Genomic DNA, 17,633 nt, shown 5'->3' with positions numbered 1-17,633 from the left:
GGGGATTTGTTTCATGTAGAACCCCTCTGGTCCTACCCTCGGGTGAGGATGAGAGGGCTCTATAAGTTTAGCTTCAGCTGGTCGTCCAGTAGCCGAAAGCTGAGTCGGTGGTGCGGCGACACCCCATATTGAGCAATGGCCTGACGATGTGCCTTGGTCGGATAGCCTTTGTTTTTATCCCAGGCATAGTTGGGAAACTGTTGATGTATTTCGTTCATCAGATCGTCGCGGTAGGTTTTGGCCAGGATCGATGCCGCAGCAATGGGTAGTAGCTTACCGTCGCCCTTAACGATACAAGTATGCCCGATGCCCGGATAAGCTTTAAAGCGGTTGCCGTCGATGAGCAGATGCTCGGGTTGCTGCTGCAGCTGCTCTACTGCCCGGTGCATAGCTAAAAAAGAGGCATTCAGAATGTTGATTTCATCAATCTCTGTATGGCTGACAATGCCTACACCAAAGGCCAAAGCTTGCTCCTCGATGATGGGGCGAAGTTGGTAGCGTTGCTTTTCGCTCAGCTTTTTGGAATCGTTGAGCAGCTCGTTTTCAAAACCTGCGGGTAGAATTACGGCCGCGGCTACCACCGGTCCGGCCAGACATCCGCGTCCGGCTTCGTCGCAGCCGGCTTCCAGACGCCCTGGCAGCAAGGATAATTGAAGGGTTTGTTTTTTGTTTTTCATGATGCTTGCGTTGCGCAAAGATAGCGGAAAAGAGGAAACAGTGGAGAGACATGTCACAAGCTGCACGAAATGGCTCAGTATAATCCCGGAGGGATGCTATTGGGGTAGATTGATGATGCGATTGTGCACAATTCCGTCCCGGATCGGACGGTACAATCATCGAGTGGTCTTCGGTACTACTTAAATTATAGCAATTGTTTTTCTGCGTGAGCCTTAAGCGAAACGTTGAAATTACAAGGATTAATGTAGATAGACAATTGAAGAGGCTTAAAGAGTGCAACGAATTTGAGACTCAATTCAATTGCTAATTGGTATCAAATGGCTAAAGCCATTGTTGCAAAAATATGCACTGACGCGTCGGTGAAGAGACTTTAACAGAAAATATACCTGCACGTTCTTGCAACTCTCCCCTCTTTGCGCACAGAATAGGGTGGCGCCAGCTCTGCGATCAACAGGGTGAGTTAAAAAGCATCCTCGATGCGGTATGGAAAACCTGCCTACCGCAGGCAGGCGCATCACCCGATTTCTAGCTGTTCATGCAAATCTGGATACTTCCCCAAAGCAAGTCGGCGGTTTTGTCCCAGCTGAATTTTTGCTGTTGCTTTTGGCCTTTGGCAATGAGGGTTTCGCGCAGCTCGGCTTCGTTGGCAATGCGGATCATGGCATCTTTAATTTGCGAAACTGCAAACGGATCGGCGTACAGCACAGCATGGCCGCCAACTTCGGGTAGTGAGGTGGTGTTCGAGCAGATGACCGGTATGCCGGCACTCATCCCCTCAATCACCGGAATGCCAAAGCCTTCGAAAAAGGGAACAAAGGTGAGCGCCATGGCAGCTCCCAGCACCTGATGCAGGTCGTCGGTCGACAGGCGGCCGGTAAACACCACATCTTTGCGGTGGCGCATTCCCTCGTAGGTTTTTACAATGTCGTCACTCTTAAACATGACATCGCCGGTAATCAGCAGCTTGCTGTCCTTTTCGGTGGCCGTTTTAAACGCATCGAAGGCGCGCAGCAAACCACAGATGTTTTTGCGCGGATGCAAGGAGCCAATAAATAAAAAGTAAGGAATGCCGTCGGCGTATTTGTTACGGGTGGCGGCCTGTTGCTCGGGAGTGGTGGGCGTGTACAGCTTGTTCACCCCGTTGTACACCACATCAATTTTTTCGGGATCGATGCCGTAGGTGCGCACAATATCTTCTTTCGAGTAATAGGAAACTGTGGCGATGCGCTTGGCCCGCCGGGCAAAACGGGGAAAAAAGTGATTGTAGTACAGCGCGTATAAAAAGGGGAGATCCTTGGGGCGGTGGGCAAAGTTAATGTCGTGAATAACGGCCAGCTGCCGAACGCGTGTTCGCAACGTGAGGTAGCCGTCGGGCGACAGAAAAAGATCGGCCTTGTACTTGCGCAAAAGCTGCGGAATGCGCCATTCGAACCAAATATACCATAAAATGGGGTGACGTGCCGGTGGCCACACCACAACAGGAGTGACATTGTCGGAAAACACAAATTCCTTGTCGTAAGGCCGGTCGAAAAAGAAAATGAATTGATGCTCGGGGTGATTCCTTGTAATCCGCTGAAGCGTTTCGCGGCTAAACCATCCGATTCCTTCGAGCTTCCCTTTCAACAACATCCGGGTGTTTACGGCAATAATCATCGGCTAAAATTGTTTTCCTGATTCATCTCAAATGTACAAAGTCTGGCTAAAAAATGGCTACTTTTAGCCGATAAACTGCAAACTCCCGAGCCTTGAAACGAACCTTTTTGACCAATCTGTTGCTGCTGTTGTTGCTGAATTTGCTCATCAAGCCTTTTTGGGTGCTGGGCATCGACCGCACGGTGCAAAATGTGCTTGGCGCCGGAGAGTACGGAATGTATTTCGCCCTGTTCAACTTTTCGCTGGTGCTGAACATTTTTCTCGACCTGGGAATTACCAATTTTAACAATCGGGCTATTGCCCGGCATACCCGGCTGTTGCCCAAATACCTGAGCTTTTTGCTAAGCCTGAAGCTGGTGCTGGCCCTGCTTTATGCGGCGTTGTGTCTGTTGGTGGCCTGGTTGGTGGGCTATCAGGCAAGGCAGTTTTATTTGCTGTTTTTCTTAATTTTTAACCAATTTCTGGTGTCGTTCACCGCTTACCTGCGCTCCAATATCAGTGCGTTGCACTATTTCCGAACCGATGGTTTTCTCTCGGTGGTCGACCGCAGCCTGATGATTGCCCTTTGTAGCGCCCTGTTGTTTACCAACTGGCTGGGAGGTGCTTTCTCGGTCGAGTGGTTTGTGTATGCCCAGACGGCTGCATACCTGCTGACCAGCCTCATTGCTTTGGCCTTTGTGCTCCGCTATTCGGGGCGCTTTCGCTTGCGCTTCAACCGGAAAATCTACCGCTCGTTTTTGCGGCAAAGCATGCCCTATGCCTTGTTGGTGCTGCTGATGTCGGTCTACACCCGAGTGGATTCGGTGTTGCTCGAGCGTTTCCTGCCCCTGGATGGCGATCAGCAGGCCGGCATTTATGCCCAGGCCTTTCGCTTACAGGATGCCGCGGCCATGCTAGGCTTGTTGTTTGCCGGTTTGTTGCTGCCCATATTCTCGCGCATGATCAAACAGGGCGACGATATTGCCCCGCTGTTGCGCTTTTCGGTCGAGCTGATGATGGTTCCCGCCTTGCTGGGTATCATGCTGTGCCAGTTCTACGCCACCCCGCTGATGACACTGTTGTATCATCAGCACCTGGAGGTGTCGGCGCGGATTCTACAGCTGCTGATGATCGGCTTTGCCGGCATTGCCACAAGCTATATCTTCGGCACCTTGCTCACCGCAAACGGCAGCCTGAAGGCGCTCAACCTGGTGGCGCTGGCCTTTATGCTTTTCAACTTCTGCTTAAACCTGATCCTGATTCCCCGCATGAAGGCCGAGGGAGCTGCCACAACGGCCCTGGCAACCCAGCTGGGCATTGGTCTGGCGCAAGTGCTGCTGGCCTCCTTCTATTTTAAGTTGAAGGTGAATTACCTGCTTTTGTTGCGCCTGGCGGGTTATTTGCTTTTTCTGATGGTGGCCGGAAAAATCAGCCTGTGGTTTGCCAACTGGCTGGCAGGAGTTGCATTTTTAACTGCCACCGGACTGGTTTATGCGCTGTTGACAAAATTGATTAGCTTCAAAGCTTTATGGTCGGTTTTAAAAGAAGGAGACGCATGACGAAATATAGCCCCGAAGAGCTGAAAAACGATCCGCATTTTGAGCTGCTGCGCGAGATTGATCATCACCGGATCAAAGCCTTTATTCTGGAACAGGTGCACCAGCCCGGACGCTTGATGCGCTGGTATGGCGTTTACCAGGTGGTCATGATGTTGCTGTACCTGCTGCTGTTCGGAATGAGTGTTGTGCCGGCTTGCCATGGGAACTGGAAGCCGCTGATGTGGATGGGCGCAGCCCTGTTGTTTGCCCTGAGCCTGCTGATTGTGTTGCACGAGCTGTTACACGCACTGGCCTACTGGCATAGCGGTGTCCGTAAGCTGAAGGCCGGAGCGCTCTGGCGCAAGTTTATCTTTTATGTGGCAGCCGACCGGCAGGTGGTCGATTATCCCGTCTTTCGACGCGTAGCCTGGGCGCCTTTTGTTGGGGTGAAGCTGTTGACCCTGGTGCCGGGACTCCTGCTGTGGGGGTATCCGTCAGCATATTTCTTTTTTAGTTTGATGTGTATACACTCGCTTTTTTGTGCCGGCGATGTGGCCATGCTTTCTTTCTATGAAAGGCATTCGGGCTTGGTGATCTATAATTTTGATGACCTGTCGGAAGGCAAAACCTTCTTTTATGTGTTGAAAAACGAAGCATAATTTATCGTTTCTTTATCCGGATTACATTAACTTAGGCTTCTATGAGCGACAAGATCAAATCATTTGGAACGGCGCCGGTATTTTTTACGGCTATCTCAACCATCTTGGGGGCAATTCTGTTTTTGCGCTTCGGCTTTGGTGTGGGAACCCTAGGCTTCTGGGGAGTTATTCTGATTATTTTAGTAGGGCATCTGGTCACTATCCCCACGGCATTGGCCATCTCCGAGCTGGCCACCAACAAGCGGGTCGAGGGTGGGGGCGAGTACTTTATCATTTCCCGCTCGTTTGGCCTGAATATAGGGGCAACCATCGGTATCGCCCTTTATTTGTCGCAGGCCATTAGTGTAGCCTTCTATGTGATTGCCTTTACCGAATCGTTCGAGCAGCTTTTCAACATTGCCAAATACAACTGGGGGCTCGATCTGCCGCGGCAGGTGGTCAGTCTGCCGGCCATGGCCATCCTGGCGGCTTTAATCCTGACCAAGGGTGCCAATATGGGCGTGAAGACCCTTTATGTGATTGTTGGCATCCTGGCCGTTTCGCTGGGGATGTTTTTCATCGGCACAACCGATTATGCCGAAAACGCCACCTTTAGCCTGGCCTCGGCCGATTTGCGCAATATGGATCAGTTCTTCTTTATTTTCGCCATTATCTTCCCGGCTTTTACCGGAATGACTGCCGGCGTAGGCTTGTCGGGCGACCTGAAGAATCCGGCCAAGGCAATTCCAATTGGCACAACGGTGGCTACCGTGGTGGGTATGATTGTCTACGTCTTTGTGTCGTGGAAACTGGCCGCCTCGGCATCGGAGGCCGATTTGCTGAACCGGCAGCTGATTATGGGCGATATAGCCATTGCCGGGAATATTGTGGTTCCCATCGGCTTGGCCGCCTCTACCATTTCCTCGGCCATTGGCTCCATCCTGGTAGCCCCGCGCACCTTGCAGGCCCTGGCGGTCGATGCCTCGTTCCCCAGTCGCAAGATAAACCTTTTTCTGGGGGCTAACGATCAAAAGGGGGAACCTCAAAAGGCGACCATCATTACCATCGTTATTGCCTTTGTTTTTGTTGCCTTGGGAAATGTAAATGTGGTTGCCCGGATCATTTCCATGTTTTTTATGGTCACTTATGGTTCGCTCTGTCTGATCTCGTTTTTAAATCATTTTGGTTCATCGCCCTCTTACCGTCCTTCCTTCCGGTCGCGCTGGTATTTCTCGCTCATCGGTTTTATAACAGCGCTTTATGTGATGTTTAAAATTGATACGGTGTATGCGTTGGTGGCTCTCATGGCCATTGCTATCATTTACCTGGTGGTCGATTACTACCATAAGGATCGCAAAGGCCTGGAGATTATCTTCACCAACTCGATCTTTCAGTTGAACCGCTCGATGCAGGTTTTTCTGCAAAAGGCCCGTAAACGAAGCTCCTTCAAGGAATGGCGCCCCAGCTCGATTTGTATTACCGATCGCAGTTTCGACCGCAAACATGCCTTCCGGCTGCAAAACTGGCTGGCCTATAAATACGGCTTCGGAACCTACATTCATTTTATGGAAGGTTATTTTTCGAAAGCCGCCAATATGGAAGCCCGCAAAAACCTGGAGTCGCTGATTAGTCAGTTCGACCGGATTGAAAGTCATGTGTATGTCGATACCATCATCTCGCCATCGTTTACCTCGGCCATTGCACAAGCCATACAGCTGCCGGGAATTGCCGGGATGGAAAACAACATGTTGATCTTCGACAGCGATGTGGAGGACTCGGTGAGCCTGGAGCGCATCATCGATAATTATGCCCTGGTGAACGCCGGCGGCTTCGATGTGCTGATCCTGCGAACCGGGAAACGTAAAATCGACACCAAAAGTGACATCCACGTTTGGCTGCAACGAACCGACGAGCACAATGCCAACCTGATGATTCTGCTCGGCTTTATCATTGGCGCCCATCCCGACTGGAAGAAAACCAATATCAAGATTTTTGAGGTGGCAACACCCGAGAACATCGAAAAAAGCAAGGTTGAACTGCAAGAGCTGATTACCAAAGGTCGTCTGCCCATCACCTTGAAAAATATTGAGATCCTCGAAGAAAAGCCCGGCGTCGGTATCCGCGAAATGATTAATGAACGCTCGGTAGATGCCGGCCTGGTGATTACCGGCTTTCGCGGCGACCACTTGAAACACGACGGCCGCAAAATTTTTGAAGGCTTCGAAAGTAACGCCGTGCTGTTTGTCAACAGCCACGACGAAAAGGCAATTGAATAGGGGAGAGCGATGGGCGGGTGGAAGACACAGCGTGATGAATGTGGTTCCGGAAGGCATTCACTGATAGTTTCGCACGTCTCGGCGGAGCCGAGTACATTAAGCCGGCCTGATATTATCCTTTTGTAATAAGCTTTGTTTGCCCGATGGGCTTCTTGGCCTCTTTCGGGCTATTTATTATTTTTGAGCCCGATGAACGACCGCGAATCAGAGATTTTGCTGCAACTGAAAGCTGGGGAGGAGAAGGGTTTTCGGGCATTGTTTGAGTTGTATTACACGCCGCTCTGCGTGTTTGCGCTCAACTATGTCGATTCGTTTGAGAAGGTGGAGGATATTGTCCAGGAAGTTTTTATCAATTTCTGGGAAAATCAGAAAGCCAACCAGCTGAAAAGTTCCCTGCGTAGCTATCTTTTTACAGCGGTACGTAACAACTTGCTTTACGATTTGCGAAGCTCCAGCCGCTACCGACACGAGGCCATTGATGCCCGCTTTGAACTGGCTGACGATGTGTTGGACGATCAGTCGGAGCTGGAAGAAAAAAAGCAGCAGATTTATCAGCAGCTGGAGCAACTCTCGCCACAGGCCAGGGCGGTGTTCGAGCGGCTGGTATTCCGAAATATGAAATACAAAGAAGTGGCCAGTGAACTGGGCGTGTCGGTCAATACGGTTAAAACAACCTTTGCACGAACCCTCAAACGGCTGCGAAGTTCCTTCGACCTGATTCTCGTCATCCTGTTGAGTTCCCTTTAACCTTTTAGGTTATCCAGTCGCAGATTGTCAGTTGTCAGATTCTCGGATGTTCGGATTACTGGACTGACAAACAAATGACAATAATTGACAACCAATGACTTCTTATGACTCATTATTCCACGATAAGGGCGCTTTTCCCAACATTGTAGGATCAGGAGGGAGCTCCGAGCTACAAAGATGACACCGCTACGCGGCTTTCACGATGCTGTAGCCCAGCTTGTTGAATCGTTGAGCTACGACTTATTGTTGACTTTGAATTTCCAATAACCAATATTCAAGATCGACTAGCCATAAGGGAGCCGAACCAATACTCCTCTTTCCAATTGTAATTGGTAAATTGTCCCTGGCAGCGACTGGCTCCTGGCTCCTGGATTGTCGGATATCCGGTTGTCCTTGTTGTCCTGTTGTCTGGTTATCGTCCAATAACAGTATCAACGAGCAGGGAAGACGCTCTATCTACGAAGAGGGATTGGGAGCCGGCTGGCCGTTTTATCTGTGGTGAGAGGCGAACCGCAAGCTCAAAGCAATCCCGGAGGGATGACATTTGGGTAGCTTTGGCATGTCCGTGGGCAAAATTCCGTCCCTACGGGACGGTACAATCTACCTCAGATCTTTAGTGCTACCCAAATATAATGGCTAAAGCCATTGCTGAGATGAAATGAAAACCCGTCCGGTAGGACAAGGTTCCTCTTTTATACACATTAGAATTGACGGAACACTCGCTTAAGCGTCGAAAAAGGAACTTTCCGAAAAAACATTCATGATTCCCGGGAATCACCAACAGGAATGAAAGTGTAGGGTTTTTTGACGATGCTGTTGTCGTTGTTGTCACAAGTTGTCGGGTTGCCATCCCCAAAAGCATTAACCAGCAAGAAGGTCTTCTGATCAATGAGAAAAAGTTGGGAATCGGTTGGCCTATTTTTATTGAGACCGAAATCAAACGAAAAGCTTAGTGAATCCGGGAAGCTCCGACGCGAGTCGGAGATCACCCGGTTGAACTTAGCTTTTCGGCAGATGGCGGTTGCAGATAAAAATCAGCCATGACTTTTTTGTTTCGTTTTTGTGTCACTACAAAAATGAAACCCCGTCCGGTTGAACAAAAGATCCGAATTAATCAAAAGCAGGAGTGAAAAACAGCTCGGGTTGGGGCAACGCACATCAATACAGCTTTCTATAAAAGAAGCCTGACTCCAGGCTCAAGCTGAACCGCTATTTAAAGCTTCCCCGATGCGGTTGAAAACCGCATCACCCGAAGTGGCTTTCAGAAAAAAAGCAGATGATTCGGAGGGAATACCTTTGCGACTCGGCGTCTTGGCATTCATCGACTTTTACCGAAAACTGGGTCAGGAAATCAATCTGAAAGAATAATTCGTCAATTTTCGATAACAGTCTGGTTTGTTCCTGTTTTGTTGGCTGGTTGTCTGGTTTGTCAAAGCACGCTAAATTAAGGTATTACAAATATCTGACAGTCTGAAGTCTGAAAATCCAATGATCTGTTGATAAAGAAAAGTGTAATTAAAAGTGAAAAAAATGACGAGATGTGTCACCCATTTTTAATTTTTTGCATCTGTATTGTAATTGAAGCGTTAATTTTTAGAATTATTGATTTGTGAGACATATCGAGGAAGAACAAATTATAGAATGGGCGGCTAAGTACCATGGCGGGGGAAAGTTTAGTCCCCAAGAGGTTGAGGCACTGGAAAACTGGCTGGCAGAGGATCCTGCCAATGTGGAGCGTTTTTCAGCCTTCCGTAAGCAGTATTGCGAGCTGCGGCAACTTGCTTTTACCGAGGTAGTTGACGAGGATCGTGCCTGGCAAAAGGTACAGCAGGCTATCCGTAAGCCGGTTCGTCGCCTGGTTCCGCAGTGGGCTTATTACGCCGCTTCGGTATTGCTGCTGCTCGCGGCCTCGTTGTTTTGGTTGCAATACCAGCAGCAAAACGATCCGGTTCCGCAGACCGGCTTCGATCAGCTGGCCGAAATCGGTAGTCCCAAAGCTACGCTTATCCTGGGCGATGGTTCGGAAGTTAATCTGACCGATCAGCAGGAGCAGTCGTTTAGCGAAAGCGATGGTACCGAAATCCGTAAAGATGAAAAAAATAACCTGAGCTATACCGGCGCGGCCGAGAGCGGGGAGCTGATCTATAACACCATTAGCGTGCCACGTGCCGGCGAGTTTAGCTTAAGTTTGGCCGATGGCACCAAAGTGTGGCTGAATGCCGACAGCCAGTTGCGCTACCCGGTTCGTTTTGGCGCTCAAACACGCGAAGTATTCCTCATTGGTGAAGCCTATTTTGAAGTTTCCCACCGCGACGACCAACCGTTTGTTGTGCATGTTAATGATACCAAAGTCAGGGTGCTGGGCACCAAGTTTAATGTTTCGGGTTATGCCAGCCAGGCCTTCATTGCCACCACCTTGGTTGAGGGGAGTGTACAGGTGGGCTACCTGACCGATGATGTGCTGCTTCGTCCGGGGCAGCAGTCGGTGGTGAGCAAAGGAGTTGATGGCATTGCCGTGCAGGAAGTTGATGCCAGCATTTATACCTCGTGGATTAATGGGGTGTTTGAATTTGAAAATGCCGATTTGCAATATTTATGCAACCAGCTTGCCCGCTGGTACAATGTTGATTTCTTTTTTACCCAGCCCGATTTGAAGGAAATCCGGTTTACCGGCGCCTTTAAACGCGATCAGAGCATCAACTATGCCATTGGCTTGATTGAGCAGCTTACGAAGGTGAACTTCCGGGTAGAAGGCAACCAGATTATTATAGAAAAATAAAAGCAGGAAATAGGGTCAGTATTTCCTGCTGTTTTAATAAAGGCGCATTGCCCTGAAGCAATGCAACCAAAAACCTCAATAACAAAAGTATGAAAAAAAGACACTGGTGGAAGGGATATCCCCGTTCCATTCGAAAGCTTTTGCTTGTCGCAAAGCTTAGTTTGATGCTAGTCCTTCTTTTAAACCTGCACGTTAGCGCTGCTGCGCTGCTGCAAACGGTGCAGATTAAAAGCAAGGGAGTTGCGGTACGTACTGTGCTGAAAGAGTTAAAAAAACAAACAGGTTTTTACATCATGTTTAACGAAAAGGACATTGATAAAAACCTGACAGTGGCGGTCGACATTCAGGATGCAAGCCTGGAGCAAGCCCTGGATGCTATTCTGGAAGGGCTCCCTTTGCAGTACAACATTGTTGACGACTATGTGCTGATTACTCACAAACCCAAGGAGAAGGCTGCTCCCCGGCCCCAAAAGCAAGAGCAGGAACAAAAGGTAAAGCTTCAGGGGGTGGTGACCGACGATAAAGGAGAGCCACTGCCCTTTGCAGCTATTCGGTTGAAAGACACAACAATCGGGACGATATCGGATGTGAACGGTGAGTTCACCTTCGAGTTCGACCGCGACAAAGGGGCTGTTATTGAAGTGTCGAGCATGGGCTATATCACCCGCGACATTCCCTATGAGGGGCAGCTGGCGCTTCATGTTAGCCTGGAAACATCGGTTTCGGATTTGAATGAAGTGGTGGTTGTCGCTTACGGAACCCGGAAAAAAGGAACCATTACCGGTTCGGTATCGACCGTGAAGGCCGATAAGATGGAGAACATTCCGGCAGCAAGTTTCGACCAGGCCCTGCAGGGACAGGCTCCCGGCCTGATGGTAACGTCCAACTCGGGTGAGCCCAGTAAGGCCGCCGTGTTCCAAATTCGGGGAACCAACTCGCTGAGTTCGGGAACAGCTCCCCTGTTCATTCTGGATGGTCTGCCCATTAGCAGCGCCGATTTCAATGCCATCAGCCCGAACGATATTGAATCGATCTCGGTTTTGAAGGATGCTTCGTCGACCTCTATTTACGGGGCCCGTGCTGCCAATGGGGTGGTGGTGATTACCACCCGCCGCGGAAGGGAGTCGGGAGGCGCTAAAGTGACGGCTCGTGCGCAGTTGGGTTTCTCGAACCTGGCGCAAAACGACTGGACGCTGATGAATACCGCCGAGCGCATTCAGTATGAAAAAGAAATTGGTATGGATGCCGGGCAGGACTACGATGCCCTGTCGCAGATCGACATCAACTGGCTGGATATGGTGTTTAATAACAACGCGCCGCTGCGTAACTACGAGCTTTCGGTGAACGAAGCAACCGAGAAGAGCAATTATTTCATCTCGGGAGGCTACTACGATCAGGAAGGGATCGCTACGGGATCGAATTTCACGCGTTACAACTTTCGCGCAAATATGGAGACCAAAGCCAAGCAGTGGCTGAAGTTGGGAACCAATACCATGATGGCTTACGAGGAAATTGAACAGGCCGACGAAGGGCAGTATGCCTTATACACGCCAATTTCGGCAACACGTTTTATGTTGCCTTACTGGAATCCGTACCAGGAAGATGGCAGTTTGGCATCGGAAAGTGATGGCAGCTGGAAAGGAACGGGTCAAAACCCGTTGGAGTGGATGCAAAACAACCCGCTGACCTATAAAAAATACAAAGCGATCTCGACCTTTTTTGCTGAGTTGAGCCCTGTAGAGGGATTGGTGATCCGCTCGCAGTTGGGCGCCGATTTCTCACACACAACCGGCTACATGCAGTCGTTTCCGAGCTACAGCCCAAACAACGGATCGGGGAGTGCCGGACGTAATTCGTCGGATATTTTGAACCTGACCATCACCAACACGGTGAACTATCGTTTTAAGGCCGATGATATCCACGCCTTCAATTTTATGGTTGGCCAGGAAGGGGTCGACTATCACTCTGAAGCATTTCAGGTGGTTAGTCGCGGACAAACCAACGATCAATTAACCAACGTGTCGTCCGGAACGCGAGCTTCATCCTGGGGCGATTCAACCAGCGAGTACAGCTATATGTCGTTCTTTGGCCGCGGCGAGTACAACTACGACTCGCGCTACTTTGTGGACCTGTCGGTTCGTAGCGATGCTTCATCGCGCTTTGGAAAAGCCGGCCGTTGGGCAACATTTTGGTCGGTAGGCTTGATGTGGAACATGATGCAGGAAAACTTTATGGCCAACAATAAATGGCTGAGCAATGCCCAGCTGTCGTTAAGCACCGGTACTTCCGGCAACTCGGCTATTCCGAATTACGATCACCTGGCCCTGGTTGGCGGAGGCCTTAACTATGGCGGAGAAAGCGGTATTGCGCCTTTGCAACGTGGTAACGAGTCGTTGGGCTGGGAGCAGTTGTGGGTTAGTAACCTGGCGCTGCATCTGGGATTCCTGAACCGCATTAATTTGGATGTTGAACTCTACAATAAGCGAACAACCAATATGTTGATGGAAGTTCCGGTGTCGATGGCTGACGGTGGTTTTGGTTATCGTTGGGATAATGTTGGCGCCATGGTTAACCGTGGGGTGGAAGTAGCCGTTAATGCAGCTGTTTTGCGCACAAAAGACTTCAACTGGAATGTGAATGCCAACATTTCCTATAACCACAACGAAATTACCGAGTTGTACAACGGACTGGACGAGTACGAAATTTCGAGCACCGGAACCAAGTTTGTCGTTGGTCACTCGGCCAACGAATTCTACATTAACCGTTACGCCGGGGTGAATCCGGTCAATGGCGATGCCCTGTGGTACACCAAGGATGGTGAAATCACGAATGAATATAGCGAGTCGGACAAAGTGATGATCGGTAAAAGCTTTACGGCTCCCTGGCAAGGTGGTTTTGGCACGGCACTGTCGTGGAAAGGCTTGACACTGAGCGGTCAGTTCAGCTGGGTGTGGGATCGCTGGATGTTTAACAACGACCGTTTTTTCGAAGAAAGCAACGGCCTGTATGCCGCCTACAACCAATCGGAGCGGCTGTTGTACGACCGCTGGAAGAATCCCGGTGATCTGACCGATATTCCGCGTCATGGTGTAGCCCCACAAATGGATTCGCGCTTTTTGGAGGACGCTTCATTTCTGCGCCTGAAAAATGTAAGCCTGAGCTATTCGCTGCCCGAGAAATATCTGGCTAAAACCAAATTCTTCAGTGCAGCCAGGGTATACGCGCAGGGCCAAAACCTGTGGACTTTAACCAAGTTCAGCGGTCTTGACCCCGAATCGACATCGAATGTTTATAAGGCCCAGTATCCGGCATCGCGTCAGTTTACCTTAGGCTTGGAGGTTTCATTCTAAAAAACACCACAATGATGATAAAACAGATAAAGCGATTAATAGTATGGGCAGCCGTCGGCCTAATGGCGACTTCCTGTCTGGACAAATACCCGGAAGATGCTATTCCGGCGAGCGAGGGAATGACAACGGTTGACGAGGCCAACCAGATTGTTCTCGGCATCTATTCGGCCTATAAAAGTTCGGCCCTTTACAGTGGCTACCTCACCTTGCTGCCCGATTTGCAGTCGGATCTGGCTTATGCCGTGCAGGGATATTCGAATACCTACGGCGACATCTGGCGCTGGGATATTTTGTCGACCAACAGCGAGATTGAAGCGGTTTACCAGCAGTTGTATGTGGTGATTGGCCGTTGTAACTACTTTTTGGAAAACGTAGATAAAATTGCCCAAAATACCGTTGATGATGATGAGCTGGCCCGGCTGGATTTATACAAAGGCGAGGTTTATTTTGCCCGCGCCCTGGCTTATTCGGAGTTGATTAAATCGTTCTGCAAGGCTTACGACCCGGCAACAGCAGCTCAGGAGTTAGGCGTTGCCCTGGTTTCGAGCTATTCCAACGCCGGACGTCCGACTCGGGCTAGCCTGGAAGATTCGTATCAGTTTGTACTGAATGATTTGGACGAAGCAGCTCTGTACTTGCAGTTGGATGACGATAATACCGATGTGCTTTACAATACCGGTTATTTTACCATTGGTGCCGTGAATGCCTTGTATGCCCGGGTGTACCTGTATATGCAGGACTGGCAGAAAGCGGTGGATTATTCGTCGAAAGTCATCGACAGCAAGAAATATTTCCTGTCGAGTGTAAATCAGAGTTCGTCGGATGCCAATTTCAATGCTTATGAATATATGTGGCAATACGATGCGTCGACCGAAATTATCTGGAAGGTGCAGTTCGAGGTGAGTTCGTATGGTGGCCGTTTGGGGCAGGTATTTTTGAACTACGACTACTCGTCGTACAAACCCGACTATGTGCCGGCCCGCTGGGTGCTGGAGCTGTACTCGGGAACAGACCTGCGTTACGATGCGTTTTTTGCAACGATGACCACCGGTTACAGCCACGGATTGAGATATCCGCTGTTGATCAAATATTTTGGTAATCAAAATTTCCTGGCCAGCAACATTCTGCATGTTAACATGCCCAAGCCTTTCCGCCTGTCGGAACAATACCTGATTCGTGCCGAGGCCTACTGTAACCAGGGAGCCGCAGGAATTAGCAAAGCGGCTAAAGATCTGGCTACCTTGGGCAATGCCCGCTATTCGTCGTACGGCTCCAGCTCGTTGACGGCCTCCAACTGGCAGCAAGTAATTGAAGAGGAACGCGTACGCGAATTGTATATGGAAGGCTTTCGCCTGAACGACCTGAAACGCTGGGGCAAAGGCTTTGAACGCGAAGCGCAGACGGCAACTGTTGCTCCGGGAAACAGCCTGGAAATAAAAGCATCGAACCCGCTTTTTGTGTGGCCTATCCCGCAGCACGAGCTGGAGTCGCCTGATGCCGATATTCAACCCAATGAAAGCAATAAATAAGAAAAAAGGATTGTAATGAAATTAATACAAACAGGAATAGCAATACTCTTTGCGCTGATGGTCGCCCTGACGGGCTGCGACTCGTCGGCCGACCGGGTGGTGTACGACGGACCTGAATATGTGATGTTCGCCGATACCTTAACATATTTCCCGGTATCCAACAGCGAGGATTATCTGGAGTTGAACCTGGGCTCGACCGTGGCTTGCCCTTACGACCGGACCTATGCTGTTGAAGTGGATGATGCCAACAGCACGGCCGTGGAAGACTATCATTTTGTGATCGAGTCCAACTCGGTGACCATTAAAGCCGGCGAACGCTCCGCGAAATTCCGGATCAAGGGAATTTATGAGCATATCGATATGCTGGAAAGCTTGTCGGTCAGCTTCAACCTGATTGCTGACGAAGCGGAACAATGGGACTTGTACGGCACTAAAACACGGGTGCAGATCATGAAAGCCTGTCCTTTCGATCTGAATACCTTCACCGGATATTGTAAGCTTACATCAACTTACTACTCCGATTACATGACGTCGACAGACATGCGACTGCTTGAGACGGAAGCTGCCGATGATGATTTGTCGGTTGTGTTGCACGACTTCTATTACGATGGCTACGATCTGACCATCAGTTTTGATCCGACAAACCCGCTGGAGCCATTTGTAAGCATGGACGATCAGTTGCTGGGAAGCACGGCTGAAGCTTTTGGTACGGTGTACGGAAACGGTGAGCTGATGATTGGACAGCCTTCGGCTTATATCTCCTACTATAACGTTTGTCAGCAGTTTGTGGTGCTGTATGTGACCGTTTATGTTGAAAATGTTGGTACGGTAGGAACTTACGTGAATGTACTGGAATGGATCAGCGACCAGGAAGCTGAGCAACTCAAAAAAGAAGGATATTAAAACATGAACGATATGAAAGATTTTAAATATTTTTTCCGTTTTCTGACAGTTGCCCTTTATATCGTTGTGCTGGCATCCTGTAGCAACGATGATGAGGAGCCTGCGTTGACCTTTCCGTCTGTGCAGCAAGTGGATTGCCTGGTCGGCGACCAGAAGCAACTGAGCTTCGAGGCCGGCGCCGACTGGTCGTTAACCTCATCGGCGTTGTGGTGTACCTTTGTGGTGGACGATGAGGCCGTGTATTCGTGCAACGGAACGGCGGGCGCACAAACCGTGAGCATCCGCATTAACGATGATGCAACCAGCCCATTGAAAAGTTATAAGGCTGAATTAACGCTGATTATGGGAAATGAGCGTCAGGTTATTTTCGAATTGACCCGCCCCGACACCGGTTACGAGCTGAAGGCCTTCGATGCCGAGCAAGACTTGGTTTATAACGCGGAAAACCCTTTTGAACAAAGCTACGCGGGCACAACAGCTTTTGCAGTTACGGCCAACGCCGACTGGGTTGTTGAAGCCAGCGAGAGCATCGACCTGAGCGAAACAAACAACTATGGCTATGCGGGCGATGTGGTGAGCATTCAGCCTCGTTTAAAAGAAGGGCTGCAATACCGCAAGGCCGCCTGGGATGAGGAGCTGTTGTTTAAAAATGCCGATGGTGTGCTGATTGGCCGCCTGCCGGTACATTACGATGGTATGCCGGCCGACAAGGTTGAGTTCAGCAACACCAAACCCTTTGCCGACGAGATTGCTTTTGCCTACAACGGCTACAGTTACGTTTGGCAGGATCAGGATGGTTATGCCCCCATGCCGCTGAGCGTTGCTGCGCGCAACGACGACTATCAACTGGTTTACGTTGATTATGTGCGTGAAATAAACGAGATGACCTGGCAATACGAATTCACCTGTACCCGTATGTCCGATGAGAGCAGTTGGATTTTTGCCGACGACGACCAGGCCGGTGAGCTTTCGGTTTATATGTCGATGAATGAAGGGATGGCACGTAGCGCTTATCTGATGGTCTTCCCGCGGGTCGTTTACGAAAGCCTCGAAGCAGATTTCGACAATCTGGTGTTCTCAAGCGAGGAAGGAGTTGTGTCGGAATATTCGCAGTATGTAGCGGGAACATTCACCCAGGAAGGGAATCCCAAGTTTACTCGTGGTTTCACCTTTGCCGACATGAATGGAGATCCGCTGTACGATGCTTGGGGTGAACCCATTGAAGCCATTTCGTATATGGATGCCATTGGCGATATGAGCGAAGATGAGCTGATTGCACAGTACGGAACATCCAACGTGTACATTCTGGCCTTGCCGCTGACCGTACCTTACGATGCGATTATTACCAAACCCAACGGATATACCGGTTACTACCTTCAACCCGTAGCCATGAACTACTGGGACGGAGTTGATGTAATGATGTGGAGTATGCTGGAGACGATGATCGCGGGAATTGGCGAATCAACCAGTGGCGACAGTCCTTTGACGATTGCCTTTTACGATGATATGGGCGAAACGTATGCGGTGCTGATGGTTATCCGTTATTAATTGATTCAAGAATAA

11 protein-coding genes are annotated in these 17,633 nt (G+C 49.8%); 9 read left to right on the top strand and 2 right to left on the bottom strand.

Annotated features, from left to right (window positions below):
* Positions 1-59: 59 nt before the first annotated feature.
* The gene (locus C8N47_RS00395; RefSeq protein ID WP_107820537.1) at positions 60-677 is read right to left on the bottom strand and encodes a ribonuclease HII; all 618 of its coding nucleotides are present in this window, start codon (positions 675-677) and stop codon (positions 60-62) included.
* 526 nt (positions 678-1,203) lie between these two features.
* Positions 1,204-2,331 (bottom strand): glycosyltransferase family 4 protein, encoded by a 1,128-nt coding sequence (locus C8N47_RS00390; protein WP_107820536.1) that lies wholly within the window; start codon positions 2,329-2,331, stop codon positions 1,204-1,206.
* Between the two features lie 92 nt (positions 2,332-2,423).
* On the opposite strand from C8N47_RS00390, the gene C8N47_RS00385 reads away from it, so the two are divergent.
* The 9 genes from C8N47_RS00385 (at position 2,424) to C8N47_RS00345 (ending at position 17,618) form a co-directional block, all read left to right on the top strand.
* Entirely contained in the window at positions 2,424-3,869 is a 1,446-nt protein-coding gene (locus C8N47_RS00385; protein ID WP_107820535.1) for an oligosaccharide flippase family protein, read from the top strand.
* Complete coding sequence (locus tag C8N47_RS00380; protein ID WP_170111243.1) at positions 3,866-4,507, top strand: DUF3267 domain-containing protein; 642 nt, start codon at positions 3,866-3,868, stop codon at positions 4,505-4,507. The genes C8N47_RS00385 and C8N47_RS00380 overlap by 4 nt, the downstream gene beginning before the upstream one ends.
* Before the next feature lie 41 nt (positions 4,508-4,548).
* Complete coding sequence (locus C8N47_RS00375) at positions 4,549-6,762, top strand: APC family permease (protein WP_107820533.1); 2,214 nt, start codon at positions 4,549-4,551, stop codon at positions 6,760-6,762.
* Between the two features lie 189 nt (positions 6,763-6,951).
* On the top strand, positions 6,952-7,509 hold the full coding sequence (locus C8N47_RS00370) for an RNA polymerase sigma-70 factor (protein WP_107820532.1): 558 nt from the start codon (positions 6,952-6,954) through the stop codon (positions 7,507-7,509).
* A gap of 1,609 nt (positions 7,510-9,118) precedes the next feature.
* The gene (locus C8N47_RS00365; protein ID WP_107820531.1) at positions 9,119-10,288 is read left to right on the top strand and encodes a FecR domain-containing protein; all 1,170 of its coding nucleotides are present in this window, start codon (positions 9,119-9,121) and stop codon (positions 10,286-10,288) included.
* Positions 10,289-10,452: 164 nt separating this feature from the next.
* Positions 10,453-13,638: a TonB-dependent receptor gene (locus C8N47_RS00360; RefSeq protein WP_170111242.1), complete on the top strand. Its 3,186-nt coding sequence runs from the start codon at positions 10,453-10,455 to the stop codon at positions 13,636-13,638.
* Positions 13,639-13,649: 11 nt separating this feature from the next.
* Complete coding sequence (locus C8N47_RS00355; RefSeq protein ID WP_211315995.1) at positions 13,650-15,167, top strand: RagB/SusD family nutrient uptake outer membrane protein; 1,518 nt, start codon at positions 13,650-13,652, stop codon at positions 15,165-15,167.
* A 15-nt stretch (positions 15,168-15,182) separates the two neighbouring features.
* Positions 15,183-16,070: a DUF4984 domain-containing protein gene (locus C8N47_RS00350; protein WP_107820530.1), complete on the top strand. Its 888-nt coding sequence runs from the start codon at positions 15,183-15,185 to the stop codon at positions 16,068-16,070.
* A 12-nt stretch (positions 16,071-16,082) separates the two neighbouring features.
* Positions 16,083-17,618 (top strand): DUF5003 domain-containing protein, encoded by a 1,536-nt coding sequence (locus tag C8N47_RS00345; RefSeq protein WP_170111241.1) that lies wholly within the window; start codon positions 16,083-16,085, stop codon positions 17,616-17,618.
* The last annotated feature ends 15 nt before the right edge of the window (positions 17,619-17,633 follow it).

Origin of the sequence: Mangrovibacterium marinum (assembly GCF_003046625.1) — a bacterium.
Classification (GTDB): Bacteria; Bacteroidota; Bacteroidia; order Bacteroidales; family Prolixibacteraceae; genus Mangrovibacterium; species Mangrovibacterium marinum.
This window is presented reverse-complemented; position numbering and strand designations above follow the sequence as displayed.